This is a genomic window from Flavivirga rizhaonensis (genome assembly GCF_004791695.1).
In the GTDB taxonomy this organism is placed as follows: Bacteria; Bacteroidota; Bacteroidia; order Flavobacteriales; family Flavobacteriaceae; genus Flavivirga; species Flavivirga rizhaonensis.
The window spans coordinates 110,432-127,852 of the sequence record NZ_SRSO01000006.1; the positions used below are offsets into that span (position 1 = coordinate 110,432).

Sequence of the window (17,421 nt, forward strand, 5' to 3'; positions counted from 1 at the left end):
CTTATTGATTTTGAGCTTGAATAGCAGTGATTATAACGGTACTGTAAATATCATCAACAGTACAACCTCTACTAAGATCGTTTACTGGTTTATTTAATCCTTGCAAAACAGGGCCTATAGCCAATGCACCTGTTTCACGTTGTACAGCTTTGTAGGTGTTATTACCTGTATTTAAATCTGGAAAAATTAAAACACTAGCATGTCCAGCTACCTCAGAATCTGGTAGTTTGGTTTTTCCAATACGCATATCTACTGCAGCGTCATACTGAATGGGGCCTTCAATTTTTAAATCTGAAGCTTGTGCTTTTACAATATCGGTTGCCTCTCTAACTTTTTCTACATCAATTCCTTTTCCAGAAGCACCAGAAGAGTAAGAAAGCATAGCAACTTTAGGATTTATACCAAACTCTTTTGCTGTTTGAGCGGACGAAATTGCTATTTCTGCCAACTGTTGTGCATTTGGGTTTGGATTAATAGCGCAATCTCCAAACACAGAAATTCTGTCTTCTAAGCACATAAAGAAAATAGACGATACTAGGTTTACACCCGGTTTTGTTTTTATAAATTGTAAAGCAGGACGCAAGGTATGTTGTGTAGTATGTACAGCTCCAGAAACCATGCCGTCTGCATGCCCTTTGTAAATCATCATAGTGCCAAAATAAGAAACATCAGTCATGGTATCTTTTGCCATTTCCAAAGTTACATTTTTATGTTTTCTAAGCTCATAAAAAGTACTAACGTAATCTTCAAAATGAGGTGATTTTGTGGGAGATACAATATTTATTTCATCTGTATTTAAAGGAATATCTAATTTTTCAATAAGATCTTTAATTTTATCTTCTTCACCCAAAAGTGTTAACTCTACAACATGGGCATTAGTTAACCTTGCAGCTGCACGTAATACGCGTTCATCATACCCTTCTGGTAAAACAATATGCTTTTTATCATTTAAAGCGTGTTGCAATAAATTGTATTGAAACATTCTAGGAGTGAACACTTCAGATTCAAAAGTAATAAGTTTATCTGCCAGCTTATCAGTGTCTACATGTTTTTCAAAAACAGCTATAGATGTGGTTATTTTTTCTGTGTTTTCAGCATATATTCTAGATTTAATATTGCCAATACTGCTGGTTACATTATAAGTACCTCCCTTTACACTAATAAGTGGAACAATGCTGGAGAGTCCTTCAATAAGTTTTAAAATAGGTTCCTCAGGGATAAGCCCTCCTGTTAAAATAATTCCTGCAATTTTAGGATAATTCTTAGAGATATTAGCTTGTAAAGCCCCTAGAATAATATCCGCTCTGTCACCAGGAGCTATAACCAATGCATTTTCCTTAAGATGCACCAAATAATTGCATAATTGCATGGCACCTACACTAAAACTCTCGGTGAGGTTATTCAGCATGTCATGACCAAAAAGAACCTCACCACCTAAAGCTCTCGAAATTTCTTTTACAGTAGGACTGCTTAGGTTAGGGATTTTTGGTATAACTGTAATATCTGTATCATTACTTATACGCGTTTTCAATTGCTCCTTAAGCGTAGAAATATAATCAGGGTTTGCTTTATTAGTTATTATTGAAAGTACATCAACATCTTGTTTAAAAGTGTCATGCGCTAATTGAACACTATCTACAATCTCTTTAAGCTCTTTCTTATCTCCTTGAGAAACGATGATAACAGGAAGTCCAAGGTTTTTAGATACTAAAATATTAATATCTAGCTCCAGACTTGAGTTTTCATGAGAGAAATCGGTGCCTTCCACCAAAACAAAATCAAAATGTTCTTCAAGATTTTTATATTTTTTAATAATTTCATCTAAAACTTCTCCAGATTTTCCTTGGTTATATAAATCGAGTACTTGATTTCTTGTATATGCAAATGTTTTCTTGTAGTTAACATCTAATTCAAAATGGGACATTACCGTATTGATGTGATTATCCATTTCTCCCGTTTCAAGATCTTCAATAATTGGTCTAAAATATCCAACCTTGGCAGTTTTTCCCAAAAGCATACGCATCAAACCAAGAACAACAACAGATTTCCCACTGTTAGGCTCGATAGTTGCTACATAAATTCCTTTACTCATAGTGTTTTTTAGTGTTACAAGATAGCTTATTACTTACTGTATAGGTGAAGTAACGATATATTGTGTTATAAAATATTATACAACAAAATTAATACCTTCATATTATGCTAAGGATGATATTTGTCATACTTTCCATTTAAAACTTATCAATATAAAAAAGGTGTCTATTTTGATGTTAAATCTCTAAAAAGTGACTCTAAACTAGCGTTCTTTTGATTAAGCTGCAATATTTTTAATTGATTATCGTGAGCAAAATCAAAAACATAAGATCGCATATCTTCAGAAGCATTAAAAGTAATCTCATAAACAAAACCATGCGTATTTGCTACATTTTTCACTTTTGGAAGTTTTAGCAAAAAAGCATCTTCAACACGATAATCAAATTCAACAATAACAATTTGTTCTTTGGCATCATGTAGCTCGCTTAGTTTTTTGTCTGCAACTATCTCCCCTTTATTAATTATAATCACACGATCACACATCGCTTCCACTTCTTGCATAATATGTGTAGATAGAAATACGGTTTTAGTTTCTCCAATCGTTTTTATTAGATGTCTAATATCAACCAATTGGTTAGGGTCTAAACCAGTGGTCGGTTCATCTAATATTAAAACATCAGGATCATGTAATAAGGCATTGGCTAAACCAACACGCTGGCGATATCCTTTAGAAAGCTGTCCTATTTTTTTATGAACTTCTGGTGTTAAGCCAGTAAGTTCGATAACATCATCAATACGTTGTTTAGAAACTTTGTAAATACTAGCATTAAAGTTTAGGTACTCTTTAACAAACATGTCTAGATATAATGGATTATGCTCGGGTAAATATCCAACACTTTGTTGTACATGTTTAGCATTTTCTTTTATGTCATATCCATTTACCTTAGCACCACCTTCACTAGGATTAATATAAGTGGTTAATATTTTCATCATGGTCGATTTCCCAGCACCATTTGGACCTAAAAAACCAACAATTTCTGGTTTGTTGACTTTAAACGATATATTGTTTAGAGCTTTCTGTTCACCATAAAGTTTTGAAACCCCAACTACTTCAATAGACATAAAAAATTATTTGTTTCAAAAATAAACATAAAATCAGTTAATTTTTGAAACAATTACTTTTTTCTCTTTTTTAATAATACCATAAACGTATTCACCATTTTTATTTTTCTCATACGCAATTCCTTGGCCATGAAACCCAACTGGGATTGTTTTTTTCCATTGTAAAGTATATCCTTTTTTAGGAAATTCCAGAACGTATAGTTTAGCCTCATCATGTCCGGTGCAAAGTATGCTTCCATCAGATAGAATGACTCTCCTGGAATTACTTTTTTTTCGTCTTGGTAGCCGAGGTAAGAAATGGTCAATGTATAGTTTCCATCGGGTAAATAAATAGAAAAAACGCCATCAAGATTTGAGTTAGTTCCTAAACTTGTACCATCAACTACTACAGAAGCATAGGGTAAAGGGATGTTGTTAATATCAGTTATTACGCCTGTAATGTTTTTATCTACAAAGGTGTTTGCAAATAAATTGTTGATAAAAATGAAGCTAAAAAAGAAAAGTGTTTTTGAGAGATTTAATGTCATTATAAGGATGTTTTTAATTAAAAAACAAATGTAGTTTCGGAGTGTTAATAGTTGATATATAGATAGTTAATCAATTGTTATTAAAATCGAGTAGATTTTATTGTAATAGCTTTATCTGTTATTAAAAGGCTATTTTTTTGTAAAAATATTTACACTAAGAATTATTAAAGATATTTTGGTATAACTTAAAATGTGTTGCGTTTCGATAAAAAAACGAGCTTAATATTTAATAATCTTTAAAACTTTTAAAAAATTCAAAAAAAACTGATAGCACAATTTTGATTTCTTAAAATATTAATTACTTTAGCCCCATAATTATGACAACAACAGTATATTATACATATTTTAACAACTGGTTTTATTTCTTTTTTAGCAAAAGGGACGAGGCGTTGTATGTATAATTTATAACTATAAATTTTAATATGAGTCTCGATGGAAATCGGGACTTTTTTTTGTTCAACTTTTAGTTGAACAACCTCAATGAAGATTGAGGTCTTAATAAAATAAAATTAGATTTTGATAAAAACGGTAGCCATACAAGGAGTAAGAGGATCTTTTCATCATATTGTGTCACAGCAATTTTTTGAAAAGCCTGTCGATGCTATCGAATGTTTAACATTCGATAGGGTTGTCGAATCTTTAATAACTAAAGAATGTGATGCGGCCATTATGGCTCTGGAAAACTCTATAGTAGGGTCTATTATTCCTAATTATGCTTTAATAGACACCTATGGTCTACACATTGTTGGTGAGCATTATTTAGATATTCAGCATAACTTAATGGCATTGCCGGGACAACGTATTGAGGATATTGAAGAAGTGTATTCGCATCCCATGGCATTGTTACAATGTAAAGAGTTTTTCAAGCAATATCCGCACATTAAACTAGTAGAGGATAAGGATACTGCAGAGGTTGCTCAACGTATTCAAGAAAAAAAGCTTAAAGGTATAGGAGCTATTGCAAGCACACTGGCAGCAGATATATTTGAGTTAGATATTCTAGCAGAGAGTATCCAAACGATAAAGCACAATGAAACGCGTTTCGTTATTGTAAAACGAACAAATTCTGAAGTGTCTGAAAATGACATTAACAAAGCTTCGGTTAAATTTGAAAGTGATCATAAACGAGGTAGTTTGGCAGCAATTCTTAATGTGATGAGTGATTGCAAATTGAATCTAACTAAAATTCAATCCTTACCAATAATTGAAACACCTTGGAAATATGCTTTTTTTGTTGATGTTACTTTTGAAAACTATATAGATTTTAAAAAATCAAAATCTATAATTGATATTATGGGGGAAGGATTTAAAGTGTTGGGTGAATATAAAAAGGCCAAATTATGATTGAACCAGCAAATAGATTACAAACGGTAGAAGAATATTACTTTTCAAAGAAATTAAGAGAAGTGAACTTTCTTATAACTAGCGGAAAGCCTATCATTAATTTGGGTATTGGAAGTCCTGATTTACAGCCACCACAAAAAGTAGTAGAAGCTATAAAGGAAGGGTTGTTAGCACCAAATGCACATAAGTATCAAAGTTACCAAGGGCTGCCTGAATTAAGAGAAGCTATAACGGAATTTTATAAAGAACACTTTTCAGTATCCTTAAGCCCTACAACAGATGTTTTACCGCTTATGGGAAGTAAAGAAGGCATTATGCATATTTCTATGGCATATTTAAATGAAGGTGATGAGGTTTTGATCCCAAATCCAGGATACCCAACATATCAATCTGTTACAAAATTAGTAGGAGCGAAACCTGTTTTTTACGAATTAGATGCAGCAAATAATTGGTTGCCAGATTTTGAAGCTTTAGAGCAATTAGATTTGAGTAAAGTGAAATTGATGTGGGTAAACTATCCGCATATGCCTACAGGAGCTCAGCCAAATACTTTTTTGTTTGAACAATTAGTAGCATTTGCTAAGCATCACGATATTTTGATAGTTAACGATAATCCGTATAGTTTTATATTAAATGAAGCACCAAAAAGTATATTAAGTGTTGAAGGAGCAAAAGATGTTTGTTTAGAACTTAATTCGTTAAGTAAAACCTTTAATATGGCAGGATGGCGTGTAGGAATGGTAGTTGGAGACAGTAAGCATATTAGCAATATTTTAAAGGTGAAGAGTAATATGGATTCTGGGATGTTTTATGGTATCCAAAAAGGAGCCATAGAAGCTCTAAAGTGCTCAGAAATGTGGTTTGTTACTTTAAATAGTGTGTATAAACAGCGTCGCGATTTAGTTTGGAAATTAGCAGATGCTTTAAACTGTACTTACGATAAAAATGCCACAGGACTTTTTGTATGGGCCAAATTACCAGCTCATGTGAAAGCAGAAGCGTATATAGATTCGATACTTAAAAACAATCATATATTTATTACGCCTGGAACCATTTTTGGAAGCCAAGGAGAAGGGTACATTCGTTTTTCTTTATGCGCATCGAACGAAGTTTTAGAAGAAGCCATAAAAAGAATTAAATAGTATTGATAGTAGAAATTTAGTTAGCAGTTAAACTGATAAAAAGTAATAATAATTAATAATTCTTCCCTTTGGGAAGATACCTCAAAGAGACAGATTGGAATGAAAAATATATACATTATAGGAGTTGGGTTAATAGGGGGAAGTCTTGCTATAGATATTAAAAAGAATAATCCAGAAGCTATTATTCATGGTATTAGTAGAAAACAAGCTACGCTCGATGAAGCCTTATCACTTAATTTAATTGATAAAAAAGCAACTTTAGATGATATTGAAAATGCCGATTTGGTTATTATATCCATACCTGTAGATGCTACGGTAAAGTTATTGCCAAGTATTTTAGATAAGATCTCCGATTCGGGACTAGTTGTAGATGCTGGATCTACCAAAGTAGATATATGTAAAGTTGTTGAAAATCATCCTAAGCGCAGAAATTTTTTAGCAATGCATCCTATTGCTGGAACCGAACATTCTGGACCTTCTGCTGCAATTCCTAATTTGTTTATAGGTAAAACAAATATTGTTTGTGAAGTCGAAAAAACAACATTCAAACTTCAAGAAAAAGCGTTAAAACTTTTTGGAGACATAGGAATGCGTATTCGCTACATGAATCCAGAAGCACACGATAAACACATTGCATATATGTCGCACTTATCACATATAAGTTCATTTATGTTAGGAAAAACGGTAATAGAAAAAGAAAAAAACGAGCGTGATATTTTTGATATGGCTGGTAGTGGGTTTGCTTCCACTGTCCGTCTGGCAAAAAGCTCTCCAGAAATGTGGACACCTATATTTAAACAAAATAAAGAGAATGTCATTGAAACTTTAAAGGAATACATCGATAACCTAAATCAGTTTAAAGAACTTATGGAAAAAGATGATTTTGAAGAAGTTTATAATGAAATGAAAAATACGAATCATATAAAACAAATTTTAAACGGAATAGCTTAATCGGCTAAATATTAAGTAAAATGGAGAATAAAAAAGAAATGAGAAACTGGTTGGATGCATTGAATTTAGATCATCCTTTGGTTATTGCAGGACCTTGTAGTGCTGAAACAGAAGAGCAAGTATTAAAAATAGCGCATGAGCTAAAAGATACAGATGTTAGCTATTTTAGAGCTGGTATTTGGAAACCAAGAACAAGACCAGGAATGTTTGAAGGTGTTGGTGCATTAGGTTTAAAGTGGCTACAAAAAGTAAAAACAGAAACAGGAATGAAAATCTGTACGGAAGTAGCTAATGCTGCTCATGTAAAATTAGCTTTAGAGCATGACGTAGATTTATTATGGATAGGAGCACGTTCTACAGTAAGCCCATTCATCATGCAAGAAATTGCAGATGCTTTACAAGGAACAGATAAGCCTGTATTGATAAAAAATCCAGTAAACCCCGATTTGTCTTTATGGTTAGGGGGTATTGAAAGAATATACAAGGCAGGTGTTAAAAACATTGGAGCTATTCATAGAGGGTTTTCAACATATCAAAAAACCAAATATAGAAATATTCCTGAGTGGCAATTGGCTATTGAATTTCAAAATAAATTCCCAGATATTCCTTTAATTAATGATCCATCTCATATTACAGGTAATCGTGATATGATTTTTGATATATCTCAAACTGCTTTAGATTTAAATTTTGACGGATTAATGATCGAAACACATTACGATCCGGAAAATGCATGGAGCGATGCTGCACAACAAGTAACGCCAAGTTCTTTGGTGCAAATCATGAAAGACCTTAAAATTAGAAAAGAAACTAATGCAGAAGCTGAGTATAACAGTGCATTAGATAATTTAAGAGCACAAATTGATATTGTAGATAACCAGATTATTGGTCTATTAGGAAAACGAATGGTAGCTGCTGATGGTATTGGAGCCCTTAAAAAACAGAAAAATGTTGCCGTATTACAATCTAAGCGTTGGAATGAGATTTTAGGTAAAATGGTTTTAGAAGGACAAGACCATGGACTTAGTGAAGAATTTGTCTTAAGAATGTTTAAAGCCATTCACCAAGAGTCAATTAATCATCAAGAGAAGATAATTAATGGTTAAAAACTATAAAAAAGCCTCGCAATCACGAGGCTTTTTTATAGTTAGAACACTTTTTTACATGTCCATATTGTTGGAAGAAGATCCCTATCTTAATTGATAACTCTATTTTTCAACAATCTTATATTGAAGATTGTGAAGTTTATTGTTGTAACCCCTATTCAATTATCTCTTAAATTCAGAATTAATAGATTTTCAGGCAAGTAGCATCGAACAATAATTTTTTTTATTTTATGCTTGTTATACTTAAAAAGGATTGTATATTTGCAGTCTATATCGCGGGATAGAGCAGTAGGTAGCTCGTCGGGCTCATAACCCGAAGGTCACTGGTTCGAGTCCAGTTCCCGCTACTAAAAACAACTCCTTGATTATCAAGGAGTTGTTTGTTTTTATTCTTTCCGTTTTGTGCTCTCTTTTGTTCATATTTTCCAATTAGTACACTTTACTAGTACACTTTGTACATTTTTTAGCCAAAAATATCAACATTTTTTACCGCTTTGTTAATGACCTTCTCATCAATATAATGTTTTGAAAGTATGTCGTCGGTTGAGTGTGATGATAGCTTTTTAGTGTCCCCACTTAGCGCAGAATTCAAATAGGTTAAATACGTTTTTCTCAAGGACTTTAAATGAAGTTCTCGCCCTGTATTTAACTGGTTGTAGAAATGGGAAAATCCTTTTGATAAATTGTCCATTATTGCATACGCCGATGTTTGAGCTCTATCTGGTGAGAGGAGGTATTCGTCCCGTCCTTTTCTAGTTTCATACCCCATTCTATGAAGAAGTTTAAGGAGACTTCTGGTTATAGGGATGATTTTAGGGATCACATTATCATTAAAACCTTCACCGAGTTGCCTTTCTACCTTGTAATTATTTATTGCAATATAGATCGGCTCATCTTCAATAGTCTGAATCATATTCCATTTCAATTCTACAATTTCTTCCCTGCGCCCTCCTGTATGTAGTGCCAACTCTATACCATCTTTTAAATAGGGTTTGTACCTGTTCCTGGCTTTGGGATTCTTTATTCCTGTGGTAGTGTGACCATTTTCAGGAGATATGATGTCTAACAAATCTTTAAATTCTTTTTTGGTGATGGTGTCTTTACGAATAGAAACGGAACGACTTCTAACACGATCAAATGGATTGGCGACTTTTAAATCAAAATTGTCAATCGTCCATTTAAAAAAACTTCTTAGAGCTTTTATTTTGTTATTATAGGTTTTATTTGCGTATCCCTTATTGTTTAAAAGATAAGAATGGAAGTAGCCAACATGGTCATCACTTATTTGATTTAGGAGTATCATTTTCTTATTTATCTTAGCAAGCGATAATGCTTCGTTGAATAATTCCAAACTTTTTTGAACTTCTTTGATATGTTTGTCCGTTCTGATTACCTTTTGATGTTCAGGAACACCGACATTATCCAAAAAATCGAGATATTTAACCTCTGAATCAAATAAGTAATGTCTATTTCTGATGTTCCTACTAGCAGAATTGACTTCTGTTGGTTTGAAATCACTTAGCATTTCGTTTTCAAATTCAATGGCTTTAATCACAGCATCATTGTAATTGTCAACATCAAATGTTCTGGTCATTTTGCTTTTGGTGCCAGGAACATTGATTCGTGCTTTATACTGTTGTCTATGCATGAATTTACAACTTGAAAGCCTCTTTTTGTTTTCACCGCATTCAGGTTCAACATTGGTTAGATTACCTTCCTTGATCTTTGTTTTCTTTTGAGTCCAACTAAAATGTTTCATGCATTTTGAACAAAAAATGTACATTCCTTTGTGCTTACCGCTAGGAGGTAGTTTCTTTCTTTTCATAATCTTAGGATTTTGCTAGATTTTTAGAAAAGCGTGATTGAGGAATGGCACGTTGCGTTAATGACCTAAAATCAAGTTCGGGATCTTCATCAATTAATAAAAGGTAACCGATTCTATCATTGTCTCTATAACACCGGTATAGTTCTTCCCATCTTTGTGGGTACTTTTTTTTTAGTTCGGAAACCAATTTTTTATCGAGTTCCATATCTACCAAGAAACTATAAACCAATTGTTTTTTGCCAATAATTTGAATTTCAATATTTTTACTTTCGCACCATTTTTGTGCAGACCTTATATCACTTAAAAGAAGTAGTTTTGATAGGGTTTTTAGGTCAATAAATTTTTCAGAGTTATTATCTTGTAACACATTAATTCTATTAATGACTCTCCTCTTTTTTAGGTCAAGACATCTTTCTACGGTTTAGGAGTGTATCTCCTTAATTATTTTGTTTTTGTTTTAACAGTTCTAGTAATGTAAACCAACTTGCCGTTTGCTTGCTTGAGTTCGATATCCTGGTAGTCATGCTGCTTCAGTATATCAATAATTCGATTCTGCTCACTAATTCGCTCTGTACCTTCTATCATATCAATCTCTCCATTCTTTTTAGTGATTTTTATGGATTGAAAATTCTTTCCTCGAATAATTAGAAGTACTTGAATTTCGTCTTTGCTAAGACCTGTAAAAGTGTTGAAATTTGGTTCCGAAAAAAGGGGCTCAATATTCTCATTTACCGTTTGGTTAAGACTTACAACTATGTGGTTTTTAATGGTTCCTTCTTTTAGATTATTAACATAATCATAATCATTAAGTAGTGATACGTTTCCTTGTGCATCAATAACTAAAAAGATAGGTGTCGCATAAGTTATTACATGAATTGTTGCTAGTATCAGTTGATTTAATTCTGGATTTTTGTCAGAAGTTGACTTTTCAAAAAATGCGTTTCTTACTTTTTTAATTTTATCGTTAGGTAAACCAAAACTACGAAGCTCCAATATTATAGACATCCATAGTATATCCAGTAAGCTAAATTTACTCCAACCCTTTTCCTGGTTCCGCTTGTCTTCTAGGAGTCCCTTTTCTTGCCAATAGGTCAGCAATTGTTTTGTAACTCCAACTATATATTTAGGGCTATAAATTTGCTGATTTAATAACTGGGCTATTTTGGTATAATCGGGATGTTGCTTATTCATGACTGTTTTTCGAGTATGTCCTTTGCAAACTTACAATAAAAAAGGTAAACAGCCAATTACCTTTTTTAATTAATTCAAAAAAAACCGAAACTACTTGTGTTTCGGCTTAAACGGATTAGGCACAACAAAAATTAGTTTCTTTTAAACTCAGAAAAATATTTTTTGAGTATTTCATTTTCGCTTTCTTGTGCCTTAAAGGCTCTTTCGTTTGCTTCTTTTAACTCTTCCCGTAAAGATTTTGTATCCTCTTTATGTTCAGCGGCAATGGCTTTCATTTGAGTAGTTTTTTCGATAAGCAGCCTCTCAAGTCCCCCCAATACTTTATTATTTTCCTCATGTATTTTGTGAAGTATCACAAAAAATTGATCGGCATACTCCTTATCTAACTTGGATGTAAAATTATTAATCATTGTATCAACCGCCATTACCGAATTTGAAGATCCTTTTTTTGCCGTATTGATTCCCTTAATATTCCCTTTTCCTGCGTTGAAAACGGTATTGTTATTTCCATTATTCACTACAGCATTTCTTTCAGCAGAGATATTAACTTCAGAGGTATTTGGGGCATAATTTAATTCTAATCCGTCATAATAAAAATAATTCATATCCAAATTGAATTCTTTTGCCAAATTAATGAGCGCCGTATGAGGAATATGCTTCGATTTTCCTCGTACAGAAGAAATAATACTTCGGTTTGACGGGTAAATCAACTTGCCTATACTACTATCATTGCTTGGTTTTATACCAATTTCCTTATTAATACCAACTATTTTATCCACTGCCTGAATAAACTTTTTATCTATTTTAGCGTATAAATCATTATCTTTCATAGTATCTAGTTCCTTTTCAGATTCTTACTCAGTAATTTTGTTCGATTCTGTTTTTTTTGTTAAAAGATTTCTCTTAATTTTTTAATTAAAGTGTTATAAATCTGATAACATTTTAATTGTATTACCCACTATTAAAATAAACTTACATCTATTTCATTACATATATTGTTGTCTTTTAGATCACTTTTTCTAATGATACTTTTCTAATTTTCAGCGCATTACGATGTTTTTTTGTTTGATTTCGCTTTCACTTAATAAAATATTTTTATAAAATTTTAATCAAAATATTATAAATTTGACAACATTTTAATATATATTTGATGACAAATAAACAACATTTACATAATATTGTTGCCAAATTTACACAATTTTTACAGAATGTTGTCAGTAAATAACAAAAAAAAACAGAAATTTATGTATCAATTGGAAGAAATTCGACAAATTACCACAAAAATGTACCTCCTTTTCGATGACCCTATAGCACAGGTGGCTAAACAATCAGGGAAATCAAGACCTACTGTGTCCAAGTTTTTTAACCTTAAGGCAATACGTCCTTCAAGTGCGGAGCATATTTATGATGCTTGCTTGAAGTTGGTTGAAGAAAAAGAGAACCAGCGTCAATCACGTCTTAAGAAAGGTAGACAATTGAAGGATTCAATGGAAATTACCCCTCAAACTTCAATGAATCTTTAACAACTCCAGCGATGAAGATTGTTACATCCAACAGGGAAGAATCCTTTCTTGACCTAGTTGTGGAAATCAAAAAGGAAATTGCGATGCTAAAAAAGCACCAAGAACAGACTTATGAAACGGACAAAGAAAAAACTTTGACGTTTCATCACAGTTCACCAAATGATTATAGTTAATTATTCAATTGCATTTAAAGCTCTTGACCATCACATAAAACAACACAACGAAGCTAACGATTTGCTATCGTGTAGAATACGACAAGCCATAGCTTCTACTGCCAGAGACATCATTAAAATATATGGTCTTTCCCTTATAAAGGCTAATAATATTAAAGCTCTGGATGTGGACAACCTTCCACCATTAAAAACCAATAATGTACAGCTTGCCAGGATGGCAAATGCCAGTACACGTACTATACAACGACATTTAAAAAGACTTCAAGATGCCAATATTATCACGCACAAAGTCTGGCACGGTTCCAACTCAGGATATGAGCTTTGGCTAAATCCAACAATTCTGTTAGCAAAATGTGGAAAAGCTGTTGATACCCCAAAAGAGGAGAGCAGTCCAGAAAAGATAGAAGTTATTGAAAAACAGTATTTTAAAGAAAAACATTCGACAACTTGTCTCCATACAGATTCTAGTAACACTGGTTACATAAATAATTTATTAATAGGGGTAGATAAGCTAAAGAATGTAACACTACCGCCTACATCTGGCAACAAAAATATTAGGAGTTCGTTACCACTCACAAGCTTTCTAGAGTCACGCAACGTTACTGGTAACAACTTTACAGGATACACAGGGAAAAAAAGTGCGCAAAAAATTGAGGATGCAGGGGAAAAAGTGCGGATTAAGCGGGTCACAAATCAAACCAAGGGCGCAGAATTGTCCAAAATTGATAAGATCCGCTCCGCTTCCCTTTCTGTATATGTCAATTCCCTATGGAAACTAGCCCGAAACACGCTATATGCCGATACACATCTTACAGAAAAGCAAAAAGAAATTGCCGAAAAATTGATACTTCAATGGTATCTACCCGTTGCAGATAAAAACCTATCTAAAGTCCATCAGATTTATGTTGAGCGCATAGCTCTAGTCAAAAAATTTATTGATAAAGACCCTGAAAACAGATATGTACAATTACCCAACAGGTATTTTGACCCTAAAAACACTGCTGGATTTACAGGTACAAGAATTTGGTGGAACAAACATAAAAAACGGCAAGAAGAGATTAAAATGAAACTCATTCTTCATGCTCAAATTAAGCGTTTTCTTAACAATGAAAAGAAGGATACTTCTAAACAAAAGCCAAGATTGGAGTTCTTTCGGGAGTGTGAAAACAGAATTGGTAAACTGGGGAAACCCTTATTGCTCAAAGAATTTCATGCCTCGATAATGAGTCCTTCCACCCAACACTATTTATATACAAATACATAAAGAATATGTCTCAAGCACTTAATAAAAATATATCAATAAAACTTAAAGAAGCCTTAGCCGATTTATCCGTAGATATTTTTGGTTACGAAAAGAAAATCAGCAACAATATCATAAATCATACTCGCAAAGTTGCTGCACGAGAAAAAATAATACCAGAACAACTTTATGTAAGACTGTTTCAGCAAAATGATAAGCTAAGGGCATTTTTATATAGGCAAAATAGACCAATAAGGGCTATTGCTGTTGATGAGCTGGTCGACTTTTTTCTGGATCAGGGAGCATCAACCTTTTTAGATGTTCAAAACAAAATAACAGTAAGTATTAAAGAGTATCTAAAAGATTTTTCAGCAGCGAACAAAGTCTATAAAGAAGATACCAAAATCTGGATAAATGTCAAGGATGATCTGGTAGTTATCAGGGCATTCAACAACTCTAAATTCATAAAAGAAATTTCACTTTCATCACTAATTAAATATTTTAAATAATGGAAAAAAATAAAAAAGGTTGGAAACTAGGGCAGGATTCCTTCAGCAAAATGATTGTCTGGTTCAAAGACGGAAATGTACGTACCATGTATTCATTGGATTGGAAGCACAAGTATTCAAAAACTATTGATAAGCAGACTGGACTTTCCCGCTTCCATAAAAAAATCAAAGAATATGGTCCATTAGCAGGAACTATTGAAATTTATGATAAGGCAACGGGTACGTTGATTGATAAATATTATGAAGGAGTTCAAATAAGCATTGATCCAAAAACAGACTGATATGCAAACTATAAAAGAGTTACAATCTTTTCTAAACTCAAAAACAAAATTTGAAGAACGCTACCCAAGATATAAACATAAGGATGATAAAATACACCTTTTATACGTTTCCCCCTGTTTAAATACTTCAGGTTTTTACCGAATGATATTGCCAGCATTAGAAATGAATAAGACAGCAACCCACTCTGCCATTATCACAAATATTGAAAATTGGGATTTCAATAAGAATTTTGAAAATTATGAAACACGTATCGATGAGAGACTTCTTCTTTGGGCGGATTATATCATTTTTCCACCTGTACTTTCCGATATCAGTTATTTGATAAAGGCGATACGGGCTTTAAATCCTAATATTCAATTGGTAATGGACTTAGATTATAATTACCACGAAATACCCAAAACTCATCCAAGGTCTGCAAAAATCACATCAACCCATAAAGAGTTTTTACTTATTTCTCTAGCACAAATGGATGTTGCTACAGGAGCAAACATCCATTTACTAGATTACTACGCTACGCTTTTGGAAAAAAAATATGAAGACAGCAACGTTTATATGGAATGTTTGCCAAGTTTGGTATCCAGATTTGGTTATGAAGATATACTACCTATGCCATCAAGAAAATCTGAAGTAATACGCATTGGAATTATAGGCAAACCAAGTTCTGCTATTTTAAGTCTCAAGGGAGTACTTCAAAAAATTAACAGCACATATAAAGATAAAGTAGAATTTATCTTTTTTGGTTGGAATAAAAAACGCTCGGAAACCGAAACACTTTTTAAAGATATAGATTTTACCATTGAAAAGTCGGTGAGCTTTTTAAATTACTTTAATGTACTTCACAAACTTTCATTGGATATAGCACTACTTCCAACAGAAAAAAATATGTTTAATAAACATAAATCCTATACAAAGTTTCTGGAGCTTTCAGTTTTTGGTATCCCTGTTATTGCTTCGATAAACCATTCTGCTAAGCTAGTTCTTAAAGAAGGTGAAACAGGTCTCTTAGCAAATACAGAAGCTGAATGGCTTGAGGCTATTGAATTACTTATCAAAGATTCAGATTATAGAGAGCAATTGAGCAGGAATGCTTTAAAGAAGGTCTGGAGGTCACACGGTTTCAATATCCGTAATATAGAGCTTATAACAGACCTATTTATTTAAACAATGAAAAAATTCATCTTAAACGAAGCCTTTGGTATTTTGGCACTAACAGTCCTTTTGATCCCTCAAATAGCGCATACTATTTATGTGTTTAAAATAAACAGCCATTATGCTGACCCTTGGTTTGGATGGTGTTATGCCATTGGTGTAGATTTAGCTATTCTCATCTTTACCGTTAAGGGATGGACACGCACAGCATACGCCTATTTTGTTGGAACGCTTGCACACAATCTGGTATATCAATTTTACCCACAAAGTGTATGGAGTTCCGTCCTGATCTGTATCATGTTGTCTGCTACTATTTTTAGCTTTTCTCATTTGTTCTACCACAAAGACAAAGCGCATAACCACAAAGATACCGCAGAGCAACCGCAAGCAACCGCAGAATCTTTGCGGATGAGCGCAGCCATAGAAGCGGGTATCCGCTTTGAAGCGCAACCCTATGTATGTCCCCAGTGCAGTGAGTCATTTGTTAATGCAAAAAAACTTAACGGACATATTAGCGGTCATAAGCAAAAGGGAGAATGGCAGCCCGACCAATATGAAGCGTCATGGGAACAAGAGAATAAGAGACGATTTGAAATGTCATACTCTTAAATACTTCTGTTACACCACTAATTACAAGAGATTTAATTTATTAATTACAGAATTATGAACTATATAAAAGAAATTAAAAAAATGGATTCTTTTGAGCTAGGAACACCTGCTATCTATTTTGATGGGACAAGAGAAGTTACTGGTGAAATAGGTATGAACAGAGAAGGTATTAAAGGAAGTGGCTATTCAAAACCGGGAACTGCAAAAGGAATTTTTCTTTATAAAGACAAAAACTATTCAGGAATACATGACAGATTTATTATCCCTGATAACTGGTTTAATGTTCGCAAATTTACTACCAAAGAATACGTTAAAACCCATAGCAACATGAAAGCTTTAAATGCTCATATAAAAAAAATATCCGAAAGAGGTGGGGGTTATATGTTAAAAGATAATAAGACGATTAAGTATTGGTTTTGAAATTACAACCTTGTGGTGTTACTTAAATGTTTTTTTTGCTTTAGAAATTAATAATATCTTTTTCAAATTCCTTGTAGCTTCTCTAGCTCATTGTTGCTCTATCTCCTTTTCTGATTTTGGCATAGTCTTTTATTAAGAACCTAAAATTAAATACAGTTGTGTCGTAAAGGCATGTCGTTTTTCGTACCGCACTACAATTCTATACGCTTACACCCTTCCTTACTCCACCTATATTTATCATTAATAAAGTCAAAAACACCTCTTTAAGAAGGCGTTTTTT

Annotated in this window: 19 protein-coding genes and 1 tRNA gene; 13 read left to right on the forward strand and 7 right to left on the reverse strand. The window is 33.0% G+C overall.

The features are described 5' to 3' along the window. Position 1: 1 nt before the first annotated feature. The 3 genes from pta to EM932_RS05965 form a co-directional block, all read right to left on the reverse strand. The gene (gene pta, locus EM932_RS05955; protein WP_135876266.1) at positions 2–2,092 is read right to left on the reverse strand and encodes a phosphate acetyltransferase; all 2,091 of its coding nucleotides are present in this window, start codon (positions 2,090–2,092) and stop codon (positions 2–4) included. A 164-nt stretch (positions 2,093–2,256) separates the two neighbouring features. After that, complete coding sequence (gene gldA / locus EM932_RS05960) at positions 2,257–3,153, reverse strand: gliding motility-associated ABC transporter ATP-binding subunit GldA (RefSeq protein WP_135876267.1); 897 nt, start codon at positions 3,151–3,153, stop codon at positions 2,257–2,259. Between the two features lie 53 nt (positions 3,154–3,206). Beyond that, a complete protein-coding gene (locus EM932_RS05965) occupies positions 3,207–3,680 on the reverse strand; it encodes a carboxypeptidase-like regulatory domain-containing protein (protein WP_135876268.1) in 474 nt (157 codons plus the stop codon). A 516-nt stretch (positions 3,681–4,196) separates the two neighbouring features. On the opposite strand from EM932_RS05965, the gene EM932_RS05970 reads away from it, so the two are divergent. The 6 genes from EM932_RS05970 (at position 4,197) to EM932_RS05995 (ending at position 8,567) form a co-directional block, all read left to right on the forward strand. After that, on the forward strand, positions 4,197–5,024 hold the full coding sequence (locus tag EM932_RS05970) for a prephenate dehydratase (RefSeq protein WP_135876269.1): 828 nt from the start codon (positions 4,197–4,199) through the stop codon (positions 5,022–5,024). After that, a complete protein-coding gene (locus EM932_RS05975) occupies positions 5,021–6,166 on the forward strand; it encodes a pyridoxal phosphate-dependent aminotransferase (protein ID WP_135876270.1) in 1,146 nt (381 codons plus the stop codon). Before EM932_RS05970 ends, EM932_RS05975 begins: the two co-directional genes overlap by 4 nt. A 99-nt stretch (positions 6,167–6,265) precedes the next feature. Beyond that, entirely contained in the window at positions 6,266–7,117 is an 852-nt protein-coding gene (locus tag EM932_RS05980; protein WP_135876271.1) for a prephenate dehydrogenase, read from the forward strand. Between the two features lie 20 nt (positions 7,118–7,137). Further along, positions 7,138–8,220 carry a bifunctional 3-deoxy-7-phosphoheptulonate synthase/chorismate mutase type II gene (locus EM932_RS05985; RefSeq protein WP_135876272.1) on the forward strand — a complete coding sequence of 361 codons (1,083 nt, stop codon included), beginning with the start codon at positions 7,138–7,140 and terminating at the stop codon, positions 8,218–8,220. Between the two features lie 104 nt (positions 8,221–8,324). After that, positions 8,325–8,393: a hypothetical protein gene (locus EM932_RS21455; RefSeq protein WP_407925214.1), complete on the forward strand. Its 69-nt coding sequence runs from the start codon at positions 8,325–8,327 to the stop codon at positions 8,391–8,393. Positions 8,394–8,494: 101 nt separating this feature from the next. Then, positions 8,495–8,567: transfer RNA gene (locus EM932_RS05995), tRNA-Met, on the forward strand. A 116-nt stretch (positions 8,568–8,683) separates the two neighbouring features. Here EM932_RS05995 and EM932_RS06000 read toward each other — a convergent pair. The 4 genes from EM932_RS06000 to EM932_RS06015 all read right to left on the reverse strand — a co-directional run bounded on the left by EM932_RS06000 (position 8,684) and on the right by EM932_RS06015 (position 12,066). Further along, positions 8,684–10,045 (reverse strand): tyrosine-type recombinase/integrase, encoded by a 1,362-nt coding sequence (locus EM932_RS06000; RefSeq protein ID WP_135876273.1) that lies wholly within the window; start codon positions 10,043–10,045, stop codon positions 8,684–8,686. 4 nt (positions 10,046–10,049) lie between these two features. After that, positions 10,050–10,412, reverse strand: a complete 363-nt coding sequence (locus EM932_RS06005; protein ID WP_135876274.1) for a hypothetical protein — start codon at positions 10,410–10,412, stop codon at positions 10,050–10,052. A gap of 74 nt (positions 10,413–10,486) precedes the next feature. Beyond that, a complete protein-coding gene (locus EM932_RS06010; RefSeq protein WP_135876275.1) occupies positions 10,487–11,236 on the reverse strand; it encodes a MerR family transcriptional regulator in 750 nt (249 codons plus the stop codon). Positions 11,237–11,367: 131 nt separating this feature from the next. After that, entirely contained in the window at positions 11,368–12,066 is a 699-nt protein-coding gene (locus EM932_RS06015; RefSeq protein WP_135876276.1) for a hypothetical protein, read from the reverse strand. A 378-nt stretch (positions 12,067–12,444) separates the two neighbouring features. Between EM932_RS06015 and EM932_RS06020 the strand changes: the two genes are divergently transcribed. The 7 genes from EM932_RS06020 to EM932_RS06050 all read left to right on the forward strand — a co-directional run bounded on the left by EM932_RS06020 (position 12,445) and on the right by EM932_RS06050 (position 17,141). Beyond that, positions 12,445–12,759 (forward strand): hypothetical protein, encoded by a 315-nt coding sequence (locus EM932_RS06020; RefSeq protein ID WP_246040924.1) that lies wholly within the window; start codon positions 12,445–12,447, stop codon positions 12,757–12,759. A 234-nt stretch (positions 12,760–12,993) separates the two neighbouring features. Then, positions 12,994–14,196, forward strand: a complete 1,203-nt coding sequence (locus tag EM932_RS06025) for a hypothetical protein (RefSeq protein WP_246040926.1) — start codon at positions 12,994–12,996, stop codon at positions 14,194–14,196. Between the two features lie 5 nt (positions 14,197–14,201). Next, complete coding sequence (locus EM932_RS06030; RefSeq protein ID WP_135876278.1) at positions 14,202–14,681, forward strand: hypothetical protein; 480 nt, start codon at positions 14,202–14,204, stop codon at positions 14,679–14,681. After that, a complete protein-coding gene (locus EM932_RS06035; RefSeq protein ID WP_246040928.1) occupies positions 14,681–14,962 on the forward strand; it encodes a hypothetical protein in 282 nt (93 codons plus the stop codon). The genes EM932_RS06030 and EM932_RS06035 overlap by 1 nt, the downstream gene beginning before the upstream one ends. A 1-nt stretch (position 14,963) precedes the next feature. Continuing rightward, positions 14,964–16,124 carry a glycosyltransferase gene (locus tag EM932_RS06040; protein ID WP_135876279.1) on the forward strand — a complete coding sequence of 387 codons (1,161 nt, stop codon included), beginning with the start codon at positions 14,964–14,966 and terminating at the stop codon, positions 16,122–16,124. Positions 16,125–16,127: 3 nt separating this feature from the next. Further along, positions 16,128–16,721 carry a C2H2-type zinc finger protein gene (locus EM932_RS06045; RefSeq protein ID WP_135876280.1) on the forward strand — a complete coding sequence of 198 codons (594 nt, stop codon included), beginning with the start codon at positions 16,128–16,130 and terminating at the stop codon, positions 16,719–16,721. A 54-nt stretch (positions 16,722–16,775) separates the two neighbouring features. Further along, positions 16,776–17,141, forward strand: coding sequence for a hypothetical protein (locus EM932_RS06050; protein ID WP_135876281.1), 366 nt, complete (start codon positions 16,776–16,778; stop codon positions 17,139–17,141). Positions 17,142–17,421 lie beyond the last annotated feature (280 nt).

Coding starts and splice junctions, on each gene's coding strand:
- pta (WP_135876266.1), bottom strand. CDS start 2,092: ATGAGTAAAGGAATTTATGTAGCAACTATCGAGCCTAACAGTGGGAAA.
- gldA (WP_135876267.1), bottom strand. CDS start 3,153: ATGTCTATTGAAGTAGTTGGGGTTTCAAAACTTTATGGTGAACAGAAA.
- EM932_RS05965 (WP_135876268.1), bottom strand. CDS start 3,680: ATGACATTAAATCTCTCAAAAACACTTTTCTTTTTTAGCTTCATTTTT.
- EM932_RS05975 (WP_135876270.1), top strand. CDS start 5,021: ATGATTGAACCAGCAAATAGATTACAAACGGTAGAAGAATATTACTTT.
- EM932_RS05980 (WP_135876271.1), top strand. CDS start 6,266: ATGAAAAATATATACATTATAGGAGTTGGGTTAATAGGGGGAAGTCTT.
- EM932_RS05985 (WP_135876272.1), top strand. CDS start 7,138: ATGGAGAATAAAAAAGAAATGAGAAACTGGTTGGATGCATTGAATTTA.
- EM932_RS06000 (WP_135876273.1), bottom strand. CDS start 10,045: ATGAAAAGAAAGAAACTACCTCCTAGCGGTAAGCACAAAGGAATGTAC.
- EM932_RS06010 (WP_135876275.1), bottom strand. CDS start 11,236: ATGAATAAGCAACATCCCGATTATACCAAAATAGCCCAGTTATTAAAT.
- EM932_RS06015 (WP_135876276.1), bottom strand. CDS start 12,066: ATGAAAGATAATGATTTATACGCTAAAATAGATAAAAAGTTTATTCAG.
- EM932_RS06020 (WP_246040924.1), top strand. CDS start 12,445: ATGTTGTCAGTAAATAACAAAAAAAAACAGAAATTTATGTATCAATTG.
- EM932_RS06030 (WP_135876278.1), top strand. CDS start 14,202: ATGTCTCAAGCACTTAATAAAAATATATCAATAAAACTTAAAGAAGCC.
- EM932_RS06035 (WP_246040928.1), top strand. CDS start 14,681: ATGGAAAAAAATAAAAAAGGTTGGAAACTAGGGCAGGATTCCTTCAGC.
- EM932_RS06040 (WP_135876279.1), top strand. CDS start 14,964: ATGCAAACTATAAAAGAGTTACAATCTTTTCTAAACTCAAAAACAAAA.
- EM932_RS06045 (WP_135876280.1), top strand. CDS start 16,128: ATGAAAAAATTCATCTTAAACGAAGCCTTTGGTATTTTGGCACTAACA.
- EM932_RS06050 (WP_135876281.1), top strand. CDS start 16,776: ATGAACTATATAAAAGAAATTAAAAAAATGGATTCTTTTGAGCTAGGA.